The organism is Pseudoalteromonas shioyasakiensis (assembly GCF_024518675.1).
In the GTDB taxonomy this organism is placed as follows: Bacteria; Pseudomonadota; Gammaproteobacteria; order Enterobacterales; family Alteromonadaceae; genus Pseudoalteromonas; species Pseudoalteromonas shioyasakiensis_B.
This window is the reverse complement of the sequence record NZ_JANIGL010000002.1, coordinates 97711-121375: the sequence shown is the minus strand read 5'-3', so window position 1 is coordinate 121375 and position 23665 is coordinate 97711. Positions and strand designations below refer to the sequence as shown.

The following is a 23665-nucleotide window of genomic DNA, read 5'->3' as shown; positions in this document are numbered from 1 at the left end:
TAGAATTATCAATAACAAGTACAAAAAGAGAAGTATAATGAGCAAAAGTAAAGTGATTAGTACAGAAGATATTCTATCTACGCTTTGTCACTCAGTAACCGAGGTTTTATCATCGGCTAGCGGCAATAGCATTAGTTACTCAGCAATGGTACAAAAGATAACCCGTACCTGTATGCGGCCAGATATTGGCTGTTTTGTGTTGTTCGATGGCGGCTTTACAGGGTTAGTAATTACCAACTTTACTTCGCAAGCGGCGATGGAAATATACCATGACTATATGCGCAGCATGGGTATGCCTGAAGAAGAGATTGCCCATAGTCATTTATCTGATGATGTATCGAATGTACTCGGTGAATTGATGAACCAAATCGTTGGTGATTTCACGTCAAAAGTTCGCGAGCAATTGCACACTTCCATTACCCAAAACCAACCGAAAATGATGGCAATTAATAAGCAAGTGCAAATCTCAGTGGATACCACTATGGATAGACCACAAGCACGGCGCGTTACATTCACGACGAGCAAACAAAACATTTTTTATTTAGAGCTGGCAATGGATAAAACTGAGTTTATCAAATTACATGATTTTGATATTACCGAAGCGGTTGACCCTGACGACATTATTGAAAATGAAGCTAAGCAAAAGGCAGCAAAAGAGCAAGCGGCTAAAGCAGAGGCAGCAGGTGATGCTGACGATGATTTTATGGCAGAGTTAGGATTATAATAGTTTTTAATGAAGGATAACCCCGATAATAGTTCGGGGTTATTTATGCAGTATTAGCCTTTTAAAAAATCTAACACAACTTGATGATGGTCTTTGGTTTTAAATTTATTAAACAAGTGTTTGATTTTGCCATCTTGGCCAATCAAAAAGCTTAAACGGTGGATACCGTCGTACTCTTTTCCCATAAACTTCTTATAACCCCATACGCCAAATGCTTCCGCAATGGCATGATCTTCATCAGATAAAAGGTCAAAGTTAAGCTCTTTTTTAGTTTCAAAGTTTTTTAAGCGTTTTACTGGGTCAGGGCTAATGCCAACGACGCGAGTGTTAAGCTTAGCGAGCTCTGCTTTTTCATCACGCAAATTTTCGGCTTGAACCGTGCAGCCAGGGGTCGAGGCTTTTGGGTAAAAATACACTAATACTTGTTGTTCTTTAAGTAGCTCAGCGAGTTCGATGGTTTCACCATCTTGGTTTTGCAGGCTAAAAGCGGGTGCAGTATCACCGGCTTGTAATGGGCTGATCAAGTTCATATTTTGCTCCTTAGCGAATACGTCTAAAAATATAATCTACGTCAAGTGTACGAGAAAGGGCTTCAAAATCGATCTTAAACTCATCGATATTGACATCAACAGGAATATTAAACTCCAATTCGCAACGCATTTTAGTTTCTTCTTGCTCATCATACGTATCTGATTTTAATGAGCAAATGCTAATTTGGTTATCAGCAAAAAAGCGCGTTACTTTACTCAGGGTGCCAGGAGTGTCGATACCTGTGTACTCTAAGGTATAGCCAGCGCAAAACTCACTCTCTGTGTGGCTTGCGGTACGCTTCATCATGGTGAGCAAACCCAGCTCCATGCCTTTGACCGGTAAAGTATGTTCTATACGGCTGATTGCAGACATATCACCGGCTAACAGCATAATAAATGTGAACTCGCTGCCTAATATAGCGATACGGCTATCAATAATATTGCAGTGGCAATCACTCACTAATTGCGTTAATTCGCTGACAATACCTGGGCGATCTTCGCCTATAGCAGTTAAAACGATTTGATGATTTGAAAAAGCAGTCATGAATTCAAGTACCTAGGTTATATTAGCAATAACAGCCAGAGTGAGCCCTAAGGGCAAATACACATGCACGGCGGCGAAGTTTAGCACAAATTTACCGCTAAACTACAATTGATATGCATTAAGCCGGTATTTAAAGCACAGTGTTTCTTGTTTTTCATAGCATGGGAAAGTACCATAGTTAAAATTTTGCATAACCAATGGCTGTAATTGATAGCCGCCAGTTTTATTGAGTTTGCATAAAAATAAGAAATGTAAAGTTAATCTTGATTTTACACTGAACCAAATCGGCATAACCCACTCATATATTTGTTAAAACAATTAAGGGTATGCTAAGGAGAATTATCTGTGCAGTATTGGATCCCAAAAGCGCTGACTGTCGGCGTATTGGTTAGTTTATCAGGATGTGGCGTTTTTACTGACGAAGCGCATCATAAACGTAATTATAAAGCAGGTGAGCCTGTACAGGTACCTGGTCAATTAGCGCAGCCTGCGCAAGATCCCACTTATAAAATGGAAGTGGCAGAGTACGATAACAATCCTGATTCAACAAATTACCGCCCGCCTGCACAGGTGTTGACGATTGCCAAGGGCAGTTGGGTTGAAGAAGGTGATAAACAAGCCCGTGTGTATTTTGATAAAAATGACGGAATTGTTGATTTAGATGAGTTTATTTGGGATTCGATTCAGGCCGTGTTGGCTGAACACCAAACAAAACCGTTAAAACAAGACAAATTACTAGGTACTGTTGAAACAGATTGGTATGCGATCATTCAACCTGAAGAAGGCTGGTTATGGGATAGCGACACCGAAGTATCTCAGCAGCGCTTTTTATTTAGTATTGAAGAAAAGTCGCACCAAAGAACCGCGTCTTTAACATCTAAGTTAGTTGATTATAAAAGTAAAGATGAAGAGTTAACCCCATTACTTCAGCAGCAGTTAGAAGTGCGTGCTTTGAATCAAGTGATTGGAGAGTTTGATTATCGTTATCGTCAGCTAGAAGTTGAAATGCGTAAACAGCAGGGCATTATCTCACTCGAAATGGGCTTTGATAATAAAGGAAATGCAGCTCTAGTCACTGAACAAGACTATTTCGCTGTGTTTGATCGTTTTTCAGGTTTCTTAGAGCGCTTGTCATTTACAATTATTGAAATAGACCAAGAGCGTGGCTTGATTACAGCTGATTACAAAAAGCCAGAATCAAGTGTGTGGGATTCAATTTGGGGCGAAGAATTAGCTGAATTACCAATTGAAGATGGTCAATACCAAATTTTAGTAAGCCGTACTAAAGAAGGTGGCACAAGCTTAACCTGGATGGATGATGAGGGAACAACCTTAGAGCCAGGTACCATGAATGACTTACAACAAGCATTAGAGAATGCGTTGCGTCAGCGCGGTATAAAAATTTAATTAAAAAATAAAAATCTCACCACAAAAAGAGCGCTTTGCTCTTTTTGTGCTTTTTACAGGTTGAAAATATGTCTCAGTTAAATTCACCCACACCTGCACCCACAGAGCAACGATATGATTTGAAGGTGTGGTTAACTTTTTTGATCCCATCGTTAATTGGTGTGTTTTTGTTTATGACTCCTGTCCCCGCAGGGGAGGTCATGACCATTCCTATTGCTGTTATGGCTAAAGTGATCCAAGGTGCATTCAGTGAAATAGCACTTGGTTTAATTGCGGTAATTATCTGTATCACTGGCGTTTTGTCATTGATTTTTAGCGTATTTAAGCCAGAAAGTTTAACCAAATTTCATTTGCTTAATCATTTATTTAATGTGAGTTGGATTTGGTTAGTAACGCGCTTATTTGGCATGCTGTTTGTGTTACTCACTTATTTTCAGGTTGGCCCACATGCAATAAGTTCAGAGAATACTGGCTTATTAGTATTAAAAGATTTATTGCCGGTATTATTTTCTGTTTTTATCCTAGCGGGTTTATTACTGCCTTTATTGCTTAATTTTGGCTTGCTAGAGCTTGCCGGGACATTATTAACTAAGGTTATGAGGCCACTATTTGGTGTACCAGGGCGAAGCGCGGTTAACTGCGTAGCCTCATGGTTAGGTGACGGTAGTGTTGGCATTTTAATGACTGCTCGCCAATATGAAGATAAATATTACACTCAACGCGAAGCGGCTATTATTGGTACTACGTTTTCTGCAGTGTCAATTACCTTTTGTTTAGTGGTGATAGGGCAAGTAAAACTTGAATATTTATTCGCCCCGTTTTATTTAACCGTATGTTTAGCGGGTGTCGTTGCCGCTGTTATTGTGCCACGCTTGCCACCATTACGGTTTAAAAAAGACAGCTTTATTGATGGCAGCGAGCCTGATGGAAATGCAGAGCTTGTGCCCGAAGGCAAAACCTTATTTAAACATTCTCTCGATGTTGCTCTTGAAAAAGCGAAACATGCTCCAGGTTTTGCAGGCACATTAAAAGAAGGTATTCATAATGCGTTGGATATGGTGTTTGCAGTGCTGCCTGTGGTTATGGCTGTGGGTACGTTTGCGCTTATTATTGCTGAGTATACGCCAATATTTCAGTATCTTGGTATGCCTTTCGTGCCATTTTTAGAGTTACTCCAAGTACCAGAAGCTGAAGCCGCAGCACAAACTATCATGGTTGGCTTTGCAGATATGTTTATCCCGTCGATTTTAGCTGCAGGTTCAATTGAAAGTGATGTAACACGCTTTATCATTGCTGCAATGAGTGTGACCCAGTTAATTTATATGTCTGAAGTGGGTGCGCTTTTATTAGGTAGCAAAATTCCGGTTAACATTGTTGAATTATTTATTATTTTCATTTTACGTACGTTAGTGACTTTACCTGTTATTGCTGTGATGGCGCACTGGTTAGTTGGTTAACATTAAAAGTTAATACTAAGCCCTGAATATTCAGGGCTTTTTTATGAGCTAAATAACCTTAATCCTGGTTAAGGTATGTACTAATATATTGATATTAAATAACAAATGTATTTATCCGCCTCCAGCTTTCAGGTTAAATAGGCGCGTTTATTAAACTGATAGCAGCATGTGCGGGGAGTGGTTTTGATTTTAGAAAACCTTGGCCAAAATGACATTGGGTACGTTGTAATATCGCTAGTTGCGTTTGAGTTTCGATCCCTTCAGCAACTACATCGAGCTCGAGTGAATTGGCAAGAGATAAAATAGCATCGACGAGTGGGTTAGCATCATCTTTTAAATTATCAATAAAGCTTTTGTCTATTTTAAGCACATGAATCGGTAGTTGATGCAAATAGCCTAAGGCAGAGTAACCAGTACCAAAGTCATCAAGGCATAACTTTACTTTTAATGGGGCTAATCCTTCGATGATCTGGGTCGCTAATGCTAAGTTTTCAATCAAGCCTGATTCGGTGATCTCTAAGCATAATGAGCCTAATGGCAGTTGGTATTTATTATAGATTGCATGGATTTGTGAGACAAAATCTAGGCTGGCAAAATGCCTAGAAGAAACATTGACGGTAATGCGCAAGAAACGCTTTCCTTGTTGAGTCCATTCAGCTATTTGTTTTGCCGCAATATCTAATAAGTGCAAGTCTAGATTAATGATTTGCCCTGTGCTTTCCGCTACGGGTATAAAGTCATTTGGTGGCACAAAGCCTTTATTAGGGTGGTGCCAGCGTACTAGTGCTTCAAAACCAACAATGTTATTAGATTGAATTGTAAAAATAGGCTGGTAGTACAGCTCAAACTCGTTGTGCTCAATGCCATGCTGTAAATCGTTTTCAATATCTGCATGTGTTTTCAGTTTTTTTCGCATGGTGCCATTAAAGAATCTGACTTGCCCTCGCCCTGAAGACTTAGCCTCGTACATTGCAGCATCAGCATGCTGTAGTAATTTGTATGCTTTATCTTCACTAGTTTGGGTAAAGGCAACACCAATACTGGTTGATGCTTGAAGCAAATGGCCATCAATATTCAGGGGGGCTTCTAAAGCGGCCGAGATTCTTTTTAATGCCTCATTAACTTGGTTTTTATGGCTGATGTTTTCCATAAAAATTGCAAATTCATCGCCCCCCAAGCGAGCAAAGGTATCTGTATTACGAATTGTTGCTTTGATAGCCTGACAAATTGAAATAAGAAAGTGATCGCCTACTTCATGACCTAAGGAATCGTTAATACTTTTAAAGCGATCGAAGTCTAAATAGAGTAAACAATGACTGACTTTTTTAGGTTCACGGGCAAGGCGTAAAATAGCATGCTGCATTTGTTCTATTAATAATGACCTATTTGCCAATCCAGTGAGTTCATCGTGTAGCGCTCTATACTCAAGGGCTTGTCGGGAAAGTTGTCTATCGATAGCCATACTGATTTGGCGGCTGACATAAGTTAGTAAGTCTCTATCATGTTCGCTGTAGTGGTATTGCGCTTGATAACTCTGTACCACGATGACGCCCGTGGTATGATCATTGACATTAAATGGTACACCTAACCATGACTCAGAAGGTCTGCCGACCATTTTAAAGTGGCCAGCGTCAATATGCTGTTGATACTCGGTTTTATTAAGTAATAGAGATTGCTCAGCAGTGAGTAAATAATAAGAGGCGGTATGTTTTAGCTGTTCTTTAGAAATCTTTTTGTGGGCATTTGATCGAACGCCTTCTTCAATAATGTAAACAATTTCTAAGATATCGACATTTTTATCATACAAGCCAACTAAAAAGTTATCTGTTCGTAGTAAGTTGGTCATAATATTATGTAATGACTCTAAAAATGCGTCTAAGTCATTTGCTTGGTAGGTCAAGTTGGCTATTTGTAATAGGGTTGCTTCTAATTTTTGCGCATCATTGAGTTGATTGACCGTTTTTTGTAAATTATTAACAGTTCGAACCTGATTTATTTTGGCACTCAATAAATGGGCTACTGTGGTGAGTATTTCTAGGTGAGCATCGGTAAAATAATTACGCTTGGGGTGTTCACAGTCAATAACCCCTAGCACTTTGTGTTTATAAATAAGCGGCACACATAACTCTGACATGGCAGGGCGGGCATCAGCGATATAACGCACATCAGCACTGACATCACCAATAATAACTGCTTGGCCGGTTGTGGCAACATAGCCTGTAATACCTTGATTAAATGGAATGACATTACGCTCGATAAAGTAATCAGCGGCCTGTGCAGAGACGCCCATAGACGCGACTTCATTTAAAGTAGCTTGAGTGTGATCAGCAAGATAAATAACACAATCAACAAAACCTAAGCGCTTTACCACCTGAGTTGTGACGTATTCAAACAACTCGTCAAGCTCATCCAGCTGCAATAAACTGGATGAAAACTGGTTAATAATACTTAACTGCTCAGTTTTTAATTCTAGTGCTGTGGGGATATCTACTTTATTAGACATAGAAATTAGTCAGAAAACTGCTTCGTCATCATAATTATGCATACTACGTTAACTTAATATTAACGAAGGTACAAAGAAATAAGTCAAAATTACTGCTTATGAATGTAAATGCTCGTAAACAAAGCTTGCCTAGTTAATCTGGGAAGTATGTTTAAGGGTAAGTTAGTGATAAAGAGGTTTGGCTTTGGCCACTAAGCCAGCTCCGTCAAATTAATATCGCTTTTAATGTCATCAGGAGGAGGCTAATTAGTGAGAACAAAAAATATGAATTTTTACTACCAATAGTGCTTTACTCACATCAGCCATATGCCTATGATCAACTAAATTCAGCCGTGGAACAAAGTAATGTCAAATCAAGAAACTCAAAATACACCGACCTTAACTCTTACTCGTCCAGATGATTGGCACGTACATTTACGTGATGGCGATCAGTTAAAAGATACTGTACGTGATATTAGTCGCTACATGGGGCGCGCGATTATCATGCCAAATTTAGTGCCGCCAGCTGTGTGTACAGAAACAGCATTAGCGTATCGTGACCGTATTATGGCTGCGGGGCCGCAGGGAAATTTTGAACCTTTGATGGTATTGTATCTCACCGATAACACGTCTCCTGAAGAAATTAAAAAAGCACATGCGACGGGCCAAATCGTTGCGGCTAAAGTGTACCCTGCAGGGGCGACGACTAATTCTGATTCAGGGGTGACTTCGATGAAGAACATTTACCCTGTGCTTGCAGCGATGCAAGAAGTGGGTATGTTATTACTTATTCACGGTGAAGTGACTGATTCGTCAATTGATATTTTTGATCGTGAAAAAGTATTCCTAGACACCATTTTAGGTGATGTTGTTAGTGATTTTCCTGACTTAAAAATTGTGCTTGAACATATTACCACCAAAGATGCCGTGGATTTTGTTAATAATGCGTCTGATAATGTGGCTGCGACAATCACAGCTCATCACTTGTTATACAACCGTAACCACATGCTCGCGGGCGGTATTCGTCCACATTATTATTGCTTACCAATTTTAAAGCGTAATAGCCATCAACAAGCATTGATTGAAGCGGCTACCAGTGGCAGTAAAAAATTCTTTTTAGGCACGGATTCTGCGCCACACTATAAAGACAAAAAAGAGGCCGCATGTGGATGTGCCGGTGCATACACTGCTCACGCTGCGCTTGAACTGTACGCCGAGGCATTTGAAGATGCTGGCGCATTAGATAAGCTGGAAGGGTTTGCAAGTCACTTTGGACCTGATTTTTATGGCCTAGCTCGTAATACAGATACAGTCACGTTAATTAAACAGCCATGGACTGTACCGGCTAGTTACCCGTTAGGTGGCGATCATGTAGTGCCAATAAAAGCTGAGTCTATTATTGACTGGCAAGTAAAATAATTAACTATTATTTAATCAGTTGCTGGATTTTTTAGCCTTAAAATTAATCAGTTAAGCCATGTTTTGCCTATTGCTACATGGCATATAAAATATTTTTTAATTAATAGAGCTAAAACGTTTTTATTGTGTTAACCTTATCTTGCTTTGAGTTTTTGCGTATAGAATTTACGGATATTGTGCGGCGTGTAAGGTTACCGGTTAATGGTTTTGCTTCTTCCTGTACTATACCCCAAAGATTTTTGGGCATTCACTCAGGGAGGATATAGCCAATCTGGCTGAATTTTAATTATTGACTTACAGGAAAATTTAGTATGTCAAACACGGTTACTGGTAAAGTTAAGTTCTTCAACGAAGCTAAAGGCTTTGGTTTTATTGAACAAGAAAATGGTCCTGACGTATTCGTACATTTCAGCGCTATTACAGGCTCAGGTTTTCGCACTCTAAGCGAAGGCCAACAAGTGTCTTTCGGCATCAAGCAAGGTCAAAAAGGCCCTGAAGCTGAGAACGTAGAAGTAGCATAATTTAGATTATGTGAACCTAAGTTCATCTTGGTGAAACAGTCTTCTGTTTCACCATAATTTCCCCCTCTTATATTGTCGTACTAAATCATTATTTTAAAATTTTTTATCGCGCCTTCTTACTGAAAATCTTCTGCAAACCTGTTTAATTCTGTATCAAAGTAATTAAATTCGTTATCCTTGTATGTTCAACTAAACCAATAATTTAGAGCTGTAGTATTTGCTATTGAGCTAATACCGTATTAATAATTGCTACGCCAGCGGGCTTGCGTATTATTGAATTTGTGCCTGTAGTGCAAAATTAATAGCTAATTATTAGAATGAACTATTCACAATCATGGTTTACACTAGGTTTAGATAATAAGAAAATACTAAGTAAAGGTTTACTACTGAATGAATACAGCAAATGATGTACTAATTGTTGATGATCACCCTATGGTTTGTGCCGCTATTAAAACAGCGTTAAACAAGTCATCCCTAGTGAATGATATCTATGCAGTAGCAAGTCAAAAATCAGCAATAGAGCACATAAAAAAATATCATTTTGGTCTTATTATTCTTGATATCGAACTGGAAGAGTCAGACGGGTTTAGTATTTATAAGCGGGCTTTGCTGGACGGTTATAAAGGAAGGGCATTATTTCTTTCCGCTAAACAAGATAAACACATCATTAGAACGGCTGCTAAACTCGGAGCGCAAGGTTTTATAAATAAAGCTGAAAGCCTTGAAGATATTACCTCTGCAGTCGAGCTTATCCTTCGAGGATTTACATTTTTCCCGCAAGAAGATTTACTTATTAATGAAAAAGATATAGATCAAATCTTAACTGAGCGAGAGCTCACTGTGATGAGCTACTTGGTTGAGGGGCTATCAAATAAAGATATTGGTGAAAAACTATTTATTAGTAATAAAACGGTCAGTACCTATAAAACCAAGATTTTTGAAAAACTCGGTGTCGACTCGGTTATCTCTTTGGCTAAGCTGGTCAATGACGATCCTTATTAAGTTTAACTGTAAACTTCAATTCACGTTTGCATAAAAAGTGTAATTATAGCCATTAATCTATTGATGTTGCTGCATTGATTGCTGAATAAATACGCTTTTTTACTGAATGATTACGCTTTATTTAATTTTTTTTGAACTTTTTGTCCACGCTCTATACTCATCATAAAATGTTACATTTATGTTTTTCATTTAGACTCCAGCTATAAAACCGTTACTAATAGTGGGTTTGCATAAAGCGCATATTCAGTATTGTTACAAATGTGTTAACCCTCTGTTTTTTTGAATTTTAGTTTCTATTCTCAATTGTTATTTATTTACGTTTTATTCCAAACATCAAGTTGACAGCGTGCATTGCATTTAGCATTATTGGAGGGTTGATATCTATTAAAAGATATCAGGGTTGTCTCCTTCGGGAGGTAATTAAATTATAAAAGTAACATTACTTAATTGGTTGGGAACTATGTCTGTTAAAATCAGAAAGAGTCTTGTAGCAACTGCGTTGGTTGGCGCTTTTGCATTCGCAAGCAGCAATGTGATTGCAGATCCTTTGAATGACGTGCAAAAAGCAGGTCAACAAATTCAAACGGCTGCGGTTAAGTCTCAAACTAAAATTGACAACGTATACGGTCAAACTCAAGAGCTTATCGCTGAGTACCGTGGCATTGTTGATGAAACTGAGCTTTTGAAAGTATACAACGATCACGTTGCACGTTTGGTCGCAGACCAAAACGCACAAATTGAATCGTTTGATCGCCAAATTGCGACTATCGACAACACTAAACAAAACGTTGTGCCTTTGATGTATCGCATGATCGATACGCTTGAGCAATTCATCAAAGCGGACGTTCCGTTTAACATTGAGACTCGTTTAGCGCGTGTTGAAAGATTACGTGATACTATGGTTTCTTCTTCTGTAACTACTTCAGAGAAATTCCGTCAAGTACTAGAGTCATACACTATTGAAGCTGCATATAGCTCATTAGTTGCGGCTTCTCAAGGTACGCTTGAAATCGATGGCAAAAGCATCAATGTTGATTTCGGCCAGCTAGGTCGTATTACTTATGTTGCACAGTCTTTCGACTTAAAGCATGCGTGGGTTTGGGATAACAACACTAAACAGTGGAAAGAATTAGGTGAAGAATACCTAAAACCTGTTAAAGAAGTTATTCGTATGGCGCGTAAGCAAGCGACATTAGAACTTGTTAAACTACCTATCTTTGGCGCGGAGTAATCAATAATGAAGAAACTATTTAAAGGTTTTGCTGTTGCAGCAGTACTGTCTGTTTCTGCAGGTACCGCGTTAAATGCACATGCAAATACTGATGCTCTAGATAAAATTCTTGAGCAAGTAAAGCAAGAGCGTATCTCTGAAGGCAAAATCAATAAGCAACGTGAGCAAGAATTCCTTTCTGCTCGTGCTGACAAGCAAGCGTTACTTAACAAAGCTAAAAGCCAGTTATCAGCTGAAAAAACACGTGGCGATAACTTAACTAAGCAATACGCACAAAACGAAAATACTTTAGCGGAAAAAGAGCAAGCTCTTCAAAACGCGCAAGGTACTTTAGGTGAGATGTTTGGTGTTGTACGTCGTGCAGCACAAGATGCAATCGGTTCAATCGAAGCATCACTTGTATCTGCTGAAAAGCCAGGCCGTGCTGAAATCTTACGTTCACTTGCCGCTGCTAAAGAACTTCCAACAGTTCGTGAACTTGAAGAACTTTGGATTGCCCTACAAACTGAAATGACTGAGTCAGCTAAAGTTTCTACATTTGAAACTGAAGTAGCCGGTCTTGACGGTAACTCTTCTGTGAAGAAAGTAACGCGTATCGGTAACTTCAACTTAGTTACTGACGACGGTTACCTAATTTACTCACCAGAAACTAAATCAATCCAACCTCTAGGTAAGCAACCTGATGGTTTCATCCTTGCGGGTATCGATGATTTAGCAAATACTTCTGCTGATAGCTATGCAGGCGTATACGTGGATCCAACACGTGGTGCTATCTTACGTATCAACACGCAGAAGAAAGACCTAATGGAATACTACCATCAAGGTGACGTAGTTGGTTATATCATCACTGCTTTATTAGCATTTGGTCTACTAATCTTCTTAGTTCGTTTTGTTGATTTAACTATCACTACGGGCAAGATCAAGAGCCAGCTTAAAAATGTGTCTACACCAAATGGTAACAACCCACTGGGTCGTATCCTTAAAGTGTATCAAGAGAACAAAAACCAAGACGTTGAAAACCTTGAGCTTAAACTTGACGAAGCGATTCTTCGTGAAACGCCTCGCATCGAAGCTGGTATCAACATCATTAAAATCCTTGCTGCAATCGCGCCACTACTTGGTCTACTAGGTACGGTAATCGGTATGATCTTAACGTTCCAAACAATCACATTGTTCGGTACAGGTGATCCGAAGATCATGGCAGGTAACATCTCTCTAGCACTTGTAACTACTGCGCTAGGTCTAATTGCTGCATTACCACTTATCCTTCTTCACGCTGTTGTAGCGGGTCGCAGTAAGTCGGTATTACACATCCTTGATGAGCAAAGCGCGGGTATCGTTGCTACTCACGCGGAGAAGGAGAAAGCCTAATGCTAGTCCTGATGGAGATCTGGGAATCTATCAGGGATTTTGTTGGCACAGGCGGCCAGGTATTATACGTGGTCGCGATAGCACTCTTTCTTATGTGGGTTTTAATGATTGAGCGCTATTGGTTCTTACTTTCTGAGTTTCCTCGTATGACGAAGGAAATTGTAGCAAAGTGGGATGCCCGCCAAGACACTACGTCTTGGTACGCACACAGAATCCGTGAAGCATGGATTTCTGAAGCGTCTGAAAAATTAGATCAGCGTATGTTGTTGATTAAAACATTAGTAGCTATTTGTCCTTTAATCGGCTTACTAGGTACAGTAACGGGTATGATTTCGGTTTTTGAAACCATGGCTACCCAAGGTACAGGTAATGCACGTTTAATGGCATCTGGTATTTCAATGGCAACAATCCCAACAATGGCTGGAATGGTTGCGGCACTATCTGGAGTTTTCTTTAGCTCACGCCTTGAGGCAAGAGCGAGAATGGTGAAAGCCAAACTTATAGATAGCATGCCTCATCACTAGAGAGAGAATTAAATATGGCACGTAAACAACGTTTTCGTGAAGAAGAAGAAGCAGCGGTAGATATGACGCCGATGCTTGACATCGTATTTATCATGCTTATTTTCTTTATCGTAACTACATCGTTCGTTAAAGAGGCTGGTATCGAGGTCAATAAACCAAAAGCGGCCCAAGCTACGAAGCAAAAAAATGCTAACATTTTTATTGCTATTCGTAACAACGGCGAGATCTGGATTGATAAACAGCAAGTTGATGTTGAACGTGTTTCAGCAAAGATCGAAAGTTTATTAGCAGAACAACCTACTGATGTCATCATTTTGCAAGCTGATAAAGAAGCAAAACACGGCACAGTGGTTAAAGTTATGGACCAGATCAAAGCGACGGGTGACAACCTGAGAATTTCAATAGCTGGAGATCAGTAATGATTCGTTTTCTGTTTTCACTGATTGCAGGTGGGGCAGTTACTTTCGGCTTGTTCTACTTCATGGCTTTCCTCATCTCTGGTGGGGCTGACCGTAACACGGAGCAAAAAGAGCAGATCGTAGTCGAAATTATGACGAATCCGCCTGAATCTAAGGTGCAGGAGAGGAAGCGTGTTCCGCCTCCTCCTCCACCACCGCCAAAGCAGCCGCCTAAACCGCAGCCGCCTCAGCCGGAAAACAACAACCCGAATCCGGGCGCTATGTCATTTAACATGGGTAGCATCGATGTGGGAAGTTCGGCTGGTGGCCTAAGTGGTCCAGGTGCATTCGGACGTGATGGTGATGCGACACCTATCGTTCGAATTGAACCAAAATATCCAACACAAGCGGCACGTGATGGTAAAGAAGGTTGGGTACAACTTTCATTCTCAATCGATGAGTTGGGTGGGGTTACAGACGTTGAAGTAATTGACGCAGACCCTAAACGTATTTTCGATAGAGAAGCTAAACGTGCACTGCGTAAGTGGAAATACCGTCCTAAAATCATTGACGGCAAACCACAGAAGCAAGTTGGTTTACAAGTTCAGCTAGACTTTAAACTTAACCAAGGCAACTAAGGAGGCAAGTATGAGAAATTTATCTAAAGTAACAGCACTTGCAGTACTTATGTCTCTCTCAGGTGCAGTAATTACTGCACCGGTTTTAGCCGCGCCAGATTACGCCAAGATTGAAGAGCGTAAGAAAGCAAAAACTAAAATCATGGGTGAGCGCACTGGTAAAAAAGTAGTTAAAGCATTTGAATTGTACAATGAAGAGAAGCTCGATGAAGCAATCGCTATGCTTGAAGAGCTTGATCCTTCTGATGACTTTGACAAAGCGACAGTTAACCGCTACCTAGGTAGTATGTATGGTCAAAAAGAGCAGTATAAAACTGCGATTAAACACCTTGAATTAGCTGTTGCCCCTGATGTATTAAACTTTGCTGATCAACAGCAAGCTTTAAAAACATTAGGTGATATGTATGCTGGTACTGAGCAATTCAAAAAAGCCAAAGAAGCTTACGTTAGATGGATGGATTTTACTGGTGAAGAAGATGCAACGGTTTATACCCGTATTGCTCAAGCTAACTACCAGTTAGAACAATTCCGCGACGTTTTTGAGCCGGCAGATAAGGCTATTAAACTTCAAAAAGAGCCAAATAAAGGCCCTTATCAACTTAAATTAGGTTCGTATTTTGAACTTAAAGACTATAAAAATATGGTTAAAGTTGGCGAAGAAATTGTACGTATCTGGCCTGACGATAAAAAATCGTGGGTAAGCTTAGGTAAGTACTACTTACAAACGGAAGACTATAAAAAAGGTCTTGCGACAATGGAAGTAGCTTACAAAAATGGTTATTTTGAAGCTGAAGTTGACTATAAAGTTTTATCAAACTTCTATTCTTTGAATGAAATTCCTTTCAAGGCTGCAAAAATCCTTGAAGAGTCTATGAATGATAAGATTGTGAAGCGTAATAAACAAAACGTTAGCGCAGTAGCAAGTAACTATCATCGCTCTAAAGATATCGAAAAAGCTGCTAAGTTCTATGAAGAAGCTGCTAAGTTTGATGACGACGCTGAACTTTACCGTAAAGCAGGTTCATTATTACTTCAGTCGCAAAATTATAGTGCTGCCGTTGTTCGTTTGAACAAGGCTCTGGAGTTAGGTTCTGATAAAAAAGGAACTATTTACACAGATTTAGCTGAAGCTTATTACTATCAAGAAAAGTATAAGCAAGCTTATGCAGCGATTGTAAAAGCAATGGATGACCCACGCACACGTAAGTTTGCAAAAGGTTGGTCTACATACATTAAAGATAAAGCCGCTCGCAACGGTGTTAAAATCTAGTAGACATTGCTACACAGTTTAAAAAGCCCCTATGGGGCTTTTTTTATTGCTTGGAAATAAAACAAATTTTAAATCTAATCCTTCTTAGGAAGGAAATCATTGATTGGATAAAAAATGATTAAATATCTGGTGCTCGGCTCTCTTTTATTGTTAACCACTGCTTGCAGTGAACCTGAAATGAAGCAGTTAGATAGGCAGCAAGTTGCGCAACAGCTAAAGTTACACAATGAATTTTTACAACCATGTGAGTCGCAGGTTGCCATTAATGAAGACTTACTTGTTCAGTCTTTACCATTCACTGAGTCGTATTTGATAAAGCGTCATGCGATATATAACTCATTACGTGGCCTTGATTTATCACCAACAGAGCAAAAGCTAGCTGATTACTTAACTATTGCTGAGCGATTTCCAGCGCGTTATTTTCCATGGCCGGCTCATATTGATGTGGTTGAACATATGTTACATCGCGACATCAGCCAGCCAAAAATTGCTGAGTGGGTGGATTTTACTGCTGAGCAATTAACGCTGGGTCTACAAAGTAAGCTAAAACTGAATAAGATAGAGTTAGCGGCGTTAAAAGCGCAGCTTACAGCACTTGAAGACAGAGAAGGGTTCTCTTCTGTGTTAATAGAATCCCTCGATAGTTTAACGCGTTATCTTGAAGACTATACGCCGCGAGGCAGTATAGGTTTGCACGGCTTACCTAATGGCGGGCCTTGGTACCAAAGTAAACTAAATTACTTTGCTGGAACAACCGATGCACCACTGAATTGGTTGGTTAAAGTTCAAAACCAATTTACAAAGCTCGAGGCACAAACGTTAAAACTCCCTGTTGAACTTGAGCACAACCATTCACTAGTTGAGCAGTGGCTTGGCAAGCAATCAATGTCGTTAGCCAAAGGACTCGACTGGCAGCAAGGTTATTACAATTTACCGGTTACAGCATCACGACACATAAAGCAGATGAGTGAAAGCGATAAAGCCTTTTGGCTTACGATGATGGAAACCGATTTAGGTGTTCATTACCATGCTTGGACTAGTCAGCAAGCTAAAGTAAACTTAATAAAAAGATTAAATATTTCACCTCAGCAAGCACAGTTTTTAGTGGCAGATATTATTTTTTATCCCGCTTTTAGTTTTTCCTTTGCGCCGGTTTTAAAAATGACTAATTAACCTGAACTCTGGTTAATTAATCTGGCTCACATTTGCTACAGCGTTGGTTGGCTGGATCAGCGATGAGACGCTGTGCATCAATTTTTTCTTCGCAGTCGCAACAATACCCATATTGTCCAATTTCTATTTGGCATACAGCTGCCTCAAGCTTTTCTAAACGAGTTATTAATTCGTGGTATTCGGAGCCAAGTTGTTGCTCAGTTAACTCGAGCCAGTGTTCAGGATTACTCATTTTTAGGGTATGCAGCAATGAGTGGTGGGCGAGATTATTTGATTGAGCGAGGGCTGTTATTAATGCTGTTCGTTTTAATGTTAGCTCATTGTTTAAGCGTTCTAAAGTGCGTTGCGACTGTATCATGGTTAGTTTCCTCACCGATTAATGAACGTATTATCCATAAATTCGCTGAGGCTAATTATGATATGTATCAATTTAAGGCGCGATTGCGTATTTCTTTAATACATCCGCTACGTCTTCTTTTGTTTTTAAACGCCTGATCTCATCAAATAAGGTATGAGCTTGTTGATACTCGCGTTTTAAATAACCCAGCCATTGCTTTGTACGCGATGCAAAATACTTTTCATCTTTGCTTGGATCATGATGCATAGAAGAATGAATAATATGATAAAGAATATGCTCCCATTGCAGTCCTTGGTATTGCTCAGCATTGATGTGGGCTTTTATCTTTTTAGCTAAATCTGGGTGGGATAGAGCCCCTCGTCCTAGCATGAGATCAGTACAACCACTGCGTTGTTGACATAAAAGTGCATCAGGAACTTGCCATATTTCCCCATTGGCGACGACATCTATTTCTTTACCGGCAATGAGCGGGGGAATTTTCTCCCAATAAGCCGGTGGGTTATAGCCATCCCGTTTAGTGCGTGCGTGAATAGCTATACTGTTTGCACCAGCGCTGACAACGGCATCGACAATTTCTTGACTGTTGCTATCATCATCAAAGCCTAAACGGATTTTAGCACTGACTTGGTGCTCCTTTGGCACAGCTTCACGTACGGCTTTAATGATTTCATACATGTGCTCTGGATCTTTTAAAAGCACAGCGCCGCCTTTACTGCGGTTAACGGTTTTTGCTGGGCAGCCAAAGTTTAAGTCTACGCCATGGGAGCCAAGCTCAATCACTCTAACTGCATTTTCTGCTAGGGCGCTTGCAACTTGCCCCAGTAATTGAATGCGAACGGGTGTGCCTGCACGAGTAAAGCCATTATTTTGTAATTCAGGACAGTAGCGATTAAATACTTTATCAGGTAAGCAGGCATCAATAACTCTCACAAACTCGGTTACACACAAATCAAAACCACCAATGTCTGTAAGTAGTTGACGCATTTTAAAATCGACCACGCCTTCCATTGGTGCTAAAACTAATTTCATTGCTTATAACTATATCTGTAAAATTGGAGCGGTAGTGTACCCTGTAGAGCGGAATTGATAAATCATTTATAGTGTTGTGATGAGTTATAATTAAAAAATGAATATTGATGAAAGTTTTTCCCCTGAGCTAGGTCTATATAATTACACCCGTTGAGTAAAAGAGAGAATCAGACAATGAATACAGTAAAAAATAATTCAATCGCTTTAACATTAGGTGCCGTTGTTATCACTGGGGCAAGTTTAGTATCTACTGATGCACAGGCTAATCCATTTGAGTATCAAGAACTCGTTACAGGTTATCAAGTGGATGCCACTGAAGGTAAGTGTGGTGAAGGTAAATGTGGCGGCCATGCTAAATCAAAGGATGCTAAAACAAAGAAAGAAGGCAAGTGTGGCGAAGGTAAGTGCGGTGGCGATGCTAAAACAAAAGATGGCAAAGCTAAAATGGAAGGTAAATGTGGTGAAGGTAAGTGCGGTGGCCACGCCAAAACAAACGACAGTAAAACTAAAAAAGAAGGTAAATGCGGTGAAGGAAAGTGTGGTGGAAGCCTTTAATCTTCGCTATTGATACGATTATTTTTAATTATAAAAGGGCCTAGTATGGCCCTTTTAAATAAAGGAGTTGTAATGGGTGTTTCTAATAAAAGTGAATTTGGTATGGTAGGGCTTGGCTTACGCCGTGAGATGTTGGATGAATTACTCATTCAGGTACCAAAGCAAATTGACTTTATGGAGGTGGCACCCGAAAATTGGCTTAAATTAGGTGGGCGTTATAAAAAACAATTTAAAACGCTCACAGGTGCACATGATTTTCTTTGTCATGGTCTATCGTTATCTATTGGCGCGCCTCAGCCGCTGGATATTGATTTTGTAAAAGCATTAAAAGCTTTTTTTAAAGAGCATGGTATTAAACGCTACAGTGAGCACTTAAGTTATTGCTCTGGTACAGGCCATATGTATGATTTAATGCCAATTCCTTTCACAGAACCTGCCATAGACCATGTGGTTAAACGTATTAAGCAAGTGCAAGATATTTTAGAGCAGCAAATTACCATTGAAAATGTGTCGTATTATGCAGCGCCAGGTCAGGAATTGACTGAACTTGAATTTACTAACGAGATTTTAGCTCAGGCTGATTGTAAATTGCTGCTTGATGTAAACAATATTTATGTTAACTCAGTAAATCATGGCTATGATGCGCAAGAGTTTCTACAAGGCTTACCATCTGAGCGTATTGACTATGGTCATGTGGCTGGTCACTACAATGAGGCTGATGACTTAATAGTGGACACACATGGTGCTGATGTTATTGCCTCTGTCTGGGAGCTACTCGATAAAGCCTATGAAGTGCATGGCGTATTTCCTACCTTACTCGAGCGCGATTTTAATATTCCCACTATGAGTGAATTAACAAAAGAGTTAGATATCATCATCAAGCTACAAGCTAAGCACGGTGCTAGCAAGCAACAATTGAGCCCTGTTTTATGAGTTTTCAAGCTATTCAACACGATTTTATGGCACATATTCGCGACCCTGATAGCCAATCTGCGCCTCAGGGCATTGAAGATCGCCGCATGGCTATCTATCGTGATTTATTTTTTAATAATATAGCTGGGTTTATTTCATCAGGCTTCCCGGTATTAAAAACCTTTTATTCACAGCATGACTGGCATGCTTTGATACGTCGTTTTTTTATCGAACATGATTGTCAATCACCGTATTTTTTAGATATAGCAGGTGAGTTTATCCATTATCTGGCAACGACATACACTAAAACACCGGCTGATCCAATTTTTATCATTGAATTAGCCCATTATGAGTGGGTTGAACTTGATGTATCTGTTTGCCATCATAACGAAGATGAAATAATCATTAACCCTACTGATGAGCTGGCTTCAACGGCTTTATATTTTAGTGACACAGCGCGAAACTTGAGCTACCAGTTCGCTGTGCAACAAATAAGTGTAGATCACCAACCTACAGAGCCAAGTGTACAGCCTCATTACTATGTTGTTTATAGAGACTCTTCAGATGAAGTGCAATTTATGCTAACAAACCCGATGACTGCATTATTACTCTCACTAATAGAAGCTTCACCCGGTCTTTTTTTTGCGCAGCTTTGCGAACAGGTTACTCAGCGAGCTCCCCAATTTAGTGCTGAACAAATTCGTCAAGGAGCTTATCAAACTCTCGTAGCCATGGCGGATAAAGCTGTGATCGTGACAAAAAATCAAGGTTAAAGGCTTTATTGATTATTTTACATGGACTATTATGTGCGCTTTAAAATGTCGCGCTTAATAAAGGTAGTACCATGTCAGAAGATAAAGATTTTAAAGACCCGTTTAATGCAATGTATTTCCTCGCATTTTTAGCAATTTTTGTAGGAATAGGTTGTTTAAACGCAATTTTGGGCTGGATCACAACAGTATCTTAATGCGTTGATCGGATCTTAGGCTGCTATTTGCAGCCTTATCTTTTAATTCTCTAACTTCTTACCGACAACCGATATATCTAGTGTTATAATTGCTGGCTTTGTAATATAAACAATCTAACAGCTTAAATTATGACTACTCCTTCTATTATTAAAGACAGTATTACCACAATTGCAGATTACCCTAAAGCAGGCATTATGTTTCGTGATGTCACTACCTTGATGGCGAATCCTGCTGCATTTCAAGCAACCATTAATGCATTTATTGATGCTTACAAAGACCAAGGGTTTACTAAAATCATTGGTACTGAGTCTCGTGGTTTTATTTTTGGTGCTCCACTATCATACGCGTTAGGTATCCCGTTTATTCCTGTGCGCAAGCCAGGCAAATTACCACGCGAAGTGATCTCACAAGATTATCAATTAGAATACGGTGAAGACGTATTAGAGCTTCATACTGATGCCATTGTTGCTGGTGATAAAGTGTTATTAGTTGATGACTTATTAGCTACGGGTGGTACGATTGAAGCTACAGCAAAACTAGTCAACAAACTCGGTGGGAATGCAACTGATGCTGCATTTGTTGTCTCGTTACCAGAATTGGGTGGTGAGCAACGCATTGAGAAAATGGGAATTAACATCCTTAAATTGGTTGAATTCGAAGGCGAATAATTAATGAGTTACCAAGTCCTAGCGAGAAAATGGCGACCTCAGACCTTTCATGAATTGGTCGGTCAGTCACATGTGAAACAAGCGCTTGTCAATGCGTTAACACAGAACCGACTGCACCACGCTTATTTGTTCACTGGGACTCGCGGGGTGGGTAAAACCACCATCGCCCGTATTTTTGCAAAAAGCTTAAACTGTGATGAAGGCATCTCAGCGCAACCATGTGGCCAATGTAGCAGCTGTAAAGATATCGAGTCCGGTCGATACATCGATCTGTTAGAAATAGATGCTGCCTCGCGGACAAAAGTTGAAGATACCCGTGAAATTCTTGATAACGTTCAATATGCACCTACGCGCGGCCGTTACAAAGTATACCTTATCGATGAAGTCCATATGCTTTCTAAGCACAGCTTTAATGCACTATTAAAGACTTTAGAAGAGCCGCCAGAACATGTTAAATTTTTACTAGCCACCACAGATCCGCAAAAACTACCGGTGACTATTTTATCGCGTTGTTTACAGTTTAATTTAAATGCATTATCTCAAACCGAAATTTTACAACAGCTTGAATATGTATTAAATGAAGAGCAGTTGAGCTTTGACACCCAAGCATTACAGATAATAGCTAAAGCCGCAGATGGCAGTATGCGTGATGCGCTTAGTTTGACCGATCAAGCGATTGCCCAGACCAACGGCAATATACAGCATCAGTCAGTGCAAAATATGTTGGGTTTAATGGATAACCATTACAGTCAACATTTATTAGCGGCATTACTTGCGCAAGATGGGGCCTCGTTATTGGCTCAAATAGAACAAATTGCCAGCCAAAACCCGCAATATACAGCCTTGCTTGATGATCTAATTGCTTTAACGCACTTAATACAGTTAACACAATTAGTGCCGGATGCTGCCAAACTAGACGACTATAACAGCGAGTTTGTTCGAGAAGTAGCTCAAGCCAGTAATAGCAAACAAATTCAAATTTATTACCAGTTATTACTCAACGGTAAAAAAGATTTGCAATGGGCTCCAGAGCCGCGTTTAGGATTTGAAATGATTATGCTCAGGCTGCTTGCATTTGAACCGACAGGCACCACAGCAGAGCCAATGCCAAGCACTAATACACAGCCCGTGCAAAATAATCAGGGCCGTGCTAGTGCTTTGCGCGATATTATCAATAAAAATAAGCCAGTGCCTAACAGCTCGGTTAGCGCAAATACCGTGCAACCTGTGAAAAACGATGCTAAACCAGCTGAAAACACCCATGTTGAAAGCTCCAGTGCAGCATCGACTGAAGTAGCGAATAACCCCGCGGATGATGGGCTTGAGCAACCAGTACAACCCATCCCCACTGCTGAGGTTTCAGCAAAGTCGCATAACACTGAGCAAGTAAATATCGACGAGGCTCAACAACAAAGCCAAGACGACGCGTATCAGCAGTACAGTGACACAGAGCAAACGTTAGCGACTCAGTTTGATGATGTGATGAGCAGTGCGATAGAGCAAGGTTTTAGCGCTGAAGCCGCGAATACAAGTGAGCCAGAGGCACACAATTTAGCAACGGATGCGACAGTATCAATAGCTGAGCAAGAGTCACAAGCGCAGTCGGCGATAGCACGTATTTTACGTGACAGAAATATATCTGGCGCGGGCAAGTTATCGGGAGCTAATATCTCAGCCGAGCCAACGCCTAATCAGTCTGTGTCTCAGCCTGATGAAAATGAATCTAAGTCTGACACTTCACATACAACAACGACGCAAACATCGCCTGTAAGCATGGTTGAGCCACAGCAAATTGATGCGCCACCTTGGTCCAGTGAAACAGGCCAAAGTGCAAAAAAGCCAGCGCTCCCAGCGACGGGGAGCGAAACACGCGCAAATAGTCAGTTAGAGACAAAAAAGGTCGACTTTAAAGAAAAACATCAAACAATTACCGAAAATTTGGCCCCTGAGTTACTTGAGCAAATTAACCCACAAAAAAAGCCTGAAGTAATTGAACAAGAACCAAGTGTTCCGGTTCCTGATGACTTTCAAAGCCCGATTAGTGAGATCCGCTTTGCTCATCAGCAAGATGAATGGGCTTATTTAATTAAGCGAATGGGGCTAGGAGGCAGAATGCGCCAGTTTGCCTTACATTCTATTTTTAGCAAACAAGGCAATAATTTACACATCGATGTGGATGAGTCACAAAAGCATCTCGATACACCCATGCTAAGACAAAAACTCGATGCTGCACTGTCCAGCATTTATGAGCATAATGTCACACTCAGTATTAACTTTGCACAAGGTGTCATTGATTCACCTTATTTAATTCAGCAGAAAATCGATGCCGGGCGTCATCAGCAAGCAATTGATGTGATCACCAGTGATGAAAATATTGTGCAATTTCAGCAATTATTTTCTGCGATTATCGATGAAAACAGTATCCAGGCATTGTAATTAGTTACAATAGCCCTTATCTTCATGACAATTAAAGATTACACAAAG

At 40.1% G+C, this 23665-nt stretch carries 24 protein-coding genes; 19 read left to right on the top strand and 5 right to left on the bottom strand.

Annotation, left to right across the window (positions count from 1 at the left end; all coding sequences use genetic code 11):
- Window positions 1–37: 37 nt before the first annotated feature.
- A complete protein-coding gene (locus NQT69_RS06245; RefSeq protein WP_256826835.1) occupies window positions 38–724 on the top strand; it encodes a DUF3334 family protein in 687 nt (228 codons plus the stop codon).
- A gap of 53 nt (window positions 725–777) precedes the next feature.
- On the opposite strand, the gene bcp is transcribed toward NQT69_RS06245, so the two are convergent.
- Window positions 778–1254, bottom strand: coding sequence for a thioredoxin-dependent thiol peroxidase (gene bcp / locus NQT69_RS06240; protein WP_256826834.1), 477 nt, complete (start codon window positions 1252–1254; stop codon window positions 778–780).
- A 10-nt stretch (window positions 1255–1264) separates the two neighbouring features.
- Window positions 1265–1798, bottom strand: a complete 534-nt coding sequence (locus tag NQT69_RS06235) for a glycine cleavage system protein R (protein ID WP_256826833.1) — start codon at window positions 1796–1798, stop codon at window positions 1265–1267.
- Between the two features lie 345 nt (window positions 1799–2143).
- Between NQT69_RS06235 and bamC the strand changes: the two genes are divergently transcribed.
- Window positions 2144–3205 carry an outer membrane protein assembly factor BamC gene (bamC, locus tag NQT69_RS06230; protein WP_256826832.1) on the top strand — a complete coding sequence of 354 codons (1062 nt, stop codon included), beginning with the start codon at window positions 2144–2146 and terminating at the stop codon, window positions 3203–3205.
- A gap of 68 nt (window positions 3206–3273) precedes the next feature.
- Complete coding sequence (locus NQT69_RS06225; RefSeq protein WP_256826831.1) at window positions 3274–4662, top strand: YjiH family protein; 1389 nt, start codon at window positions 3274–3276, stop codon at window positions 4660–4662.
- 133 nt (window positions 4663–4795) lie between these two features.
- Here NQT69_RS06225 and NQT69_RS06220 read toward each other — a convergent pair whose 3' ends face one another.
- Complete coding sequence (locus NQT69_RS06220) at window positions 4796–7165, bottom strand: GGDEF domain-containing protein (protein WP_256826830.1); 2370 nt, start codon at window positions 7163–7165, stop codon at window positions 4796–4798.
- Between the two features lie 345 nt (window positions 7166–7510).
- On the opposite strand from NQT69_RS06220, the gene pyrC reads away from it, so the two are divergent.
- From pyrC to NQT69_RS06170, 10 genes are all read left to right on the top strand, one after another.
- Window positions 7511–8563, top strand: coding sequence for a dihydroorotase (pyrC, locus tag NQT69_RS06215; RefSeq protein WP_256826829.1), 1053 nt, complete (start codon window positions 7511–7513; stop codon window positions 8561–8563).
- Window positions 8564–8874: 311 nt separating this feature from the next.
- A complete protein-coding gene (locus tag NQT69_RS06210; protein ID WP_016707789.1) occupies window positions 8875–9084 on the top strand; it encodes a cold-shock protein in 210 nt (69 codons plus the stop codon).
- Window positions 9085–9474: 390 nt separating this feature from the next.
- Window positions 9475–10086, top strand: coding sequence for a response regulator transcription factor (locus NQT69_RS06205; protein WP_256826828.1), 612 nt, complete (start codon window positions 9475–9477; stop codon window positions 10084–10086).
- 460 nt (window positions 10087–10546) lie between these two features.
- Complete coding sequence (locus NQT69_RS06200; RefSeq protein ID WP_256826827.1) at window positions 10547–11317, top strand: DUF3450 domain-containing protein; 771 nt, start codon at window positions 10547–10549, stop codon at window positions 11315–11317.
- 6 nt (window positions 11318–11323) lie between these two features.
- Entirely contained in the window at window positions 11324–12688 is a 1365-nt protein-coding gene (locus NQT69_RS06195) for a MotA/TolQ/ExbB proton channel family protein (RefSeq protein WP_256826826.1), read from the top strand.
- The gene (locus NQT69_RS06190; RefSeq protein WP_256826825.1) at window positions 12688–13212 is read left to right on the top strand and encodes a MotA/TolQ/ExbB proton channel family protein; all 525 of its coding nucleotides are present in this window, start codon (window positions 12688–12690) and stop codon (window positions 13210–13212) included. Before NQT69_RS06195 ends, NQT69_RS06190 begins: the two co-directional genes overlap by 1 nt.
- Before the next feature lie 14 nt (window positions 13213–13226).
- Window positions 13227–13631: an ExbD/TolR family protein gene (locus NQT69_RS06185; protein ID WP_256826824.1), complete on the top strand. Its 405-nt coding sequence runs from the start codon at window positions 13227–13229 to the stop codon at window positions 13629–13631.
- On the top strand, window positions 13631–14248 hold the full coding sequence (locus NQT69_RS06180; protein ID WP_087531728.1) for an energy transducer TonB: 618 nt from the start codon (window positions 13631–13633) through the stop codon (window positions 14246–14248). Before NQT69_RS06185 ends, NQT69_RS06180 begins: the two co-directional genes overlap by 1 nt.
- A gap of 10 nt (window positions 14249–14258) precedes the next feature.
- Window positions 14259–15518 carry a tetratricopeptide repeat protein gene (locus tag NQT69_RS06175; protein ID WP_256826823.1) on the top strand — a complete coding sequence of 420 codons (1260 nt, stop codon included), beginning with the start codon at window positions 14259–14261 and terminating at the stop codon, window positions 15516–15518.
- A gap of 114 nt (window positions 15519–15632) precedes the next feature.
- Window positions 15633–16691: a hypothetical protein gene (locus NQT69_RS06170; protein WP_256826822.1), complete on the top strand. Its 1059-nt coding sequence runs from the start codon at window positions 15633–15635 to the stop codon at window positions 16689–16691.
- A 16-nt stretch (window positions 16692–16707) separates the two neighbouring features.
- Here NQT69_RS06170 and NQT69_RS06165 read toward each other — a convergent pair whose 3' ends face one another.
- Window positions 16708–17049: a TraR/DksA C4-type zinc finger protein gene (locus tag NQT69_RS06165; RefSeq protein WP_256826821.1), complete on the bottom strand. Its 342-nt coding sequence runs from the start codon at window positions 17047–17049 to the stop codon at window positions 16708–16710.
- A gap of 72 nt (window positions 17050–17121) precedes the next feature.
- Window positions 17122–18078 carry a tRNA-dihydrouridine synthase gene (locus tag NQT69_RS06160; protein ID WP_256826820.1) on the bottom strand — a complete coding sequence of 319 codons (957 nt, stop codon included), beginning with the start codon at window positions 18076–18078 and terminating at the stop codon, window positions 17122–17124.
- 174 nt (window positions 18079–18252) lie between these two features.
- Here NQT69_RS06160 and NQT69_RS06155 point away from each other — a divergent pair, with 174 nt between their 5' ends.
- The 6 genes from NQT69_RS06155 (at window position 18253) to dnaX (ending at window position 23617) form a co-directional block, all read left to right on the top strand.
- Entirely contained in the window at window positions 18253–18633 is a 381-nt protein-coding gene (locus tag NQT69_RS06155; protein ID WP_256826819.1) for an HvfA family oxazolone/thioamide-modified RiPP metallophore, read from the top strand.
- Window positions 18634–18705: 72 nt separating this feature from the next.
- Window positions 18706–19566, top strand: a complete 861-nt coding sequence (locus tag NQT69_RS06150; RefSeq protein WP_444860508.1) for an HvfB family MNIO-type RiPP peptide maturase — start codon at window positions 18706–18708, stop codon at window positions 19564–19566.
- A complete protein-coding gene (locus NQT69_RS06145; RefSeq protein ID WP_256826818.1) occupies window positions 19563–20318 on the top strand; it encodes an HvfC family RiPP maturation protein in 756 nt (251 codons plus the stop codon). Before NQT69_RS06150 ends, NQT69_RS06145 begins: the two co-directional genes overlap by 4 nt.
- Before the next feature lie 71 nt (window positions 20319–20389).
- Entirely contained in the window at window positions 20390–20512 is a 123-nt protein-coding gene (locus NQT69_RS06140; RefSeq protein WP_254911145.1) for a hypothetical protein, read from the top strand.
- A 129-nt stretch (window positions 20513–20641) separates the two neighbouring features.
- Window positions 20642–21181: an adenine phosphoribosyltransferase gene (apt, locus tag NQT69_RS06135; RefSeq protein WP_256826817.1), complete on the top strand. Its 540-nt coding sequence runs from the start codon at window positions 20642–20644 to the stop codon at window positions 21179–21181.
- Between the two features lie 3 nt (window positions 21182–21184).
- Window positions 21185–23617 carry a DNA polymerase III subunit gamma/tau gene (gene dnaX / locus NQT69_RS06130; RefSeq protein WP_256826816.1) on the top strand — a complete coding sequence of 811 codons (2433 nt, stop codon included), beginning with the start codon at window positions 21185–21187 and terminating at the stop codon, window positions 23615–23617.
- Window positions 23618–23665: the final 48 nt, after the last annotated feature.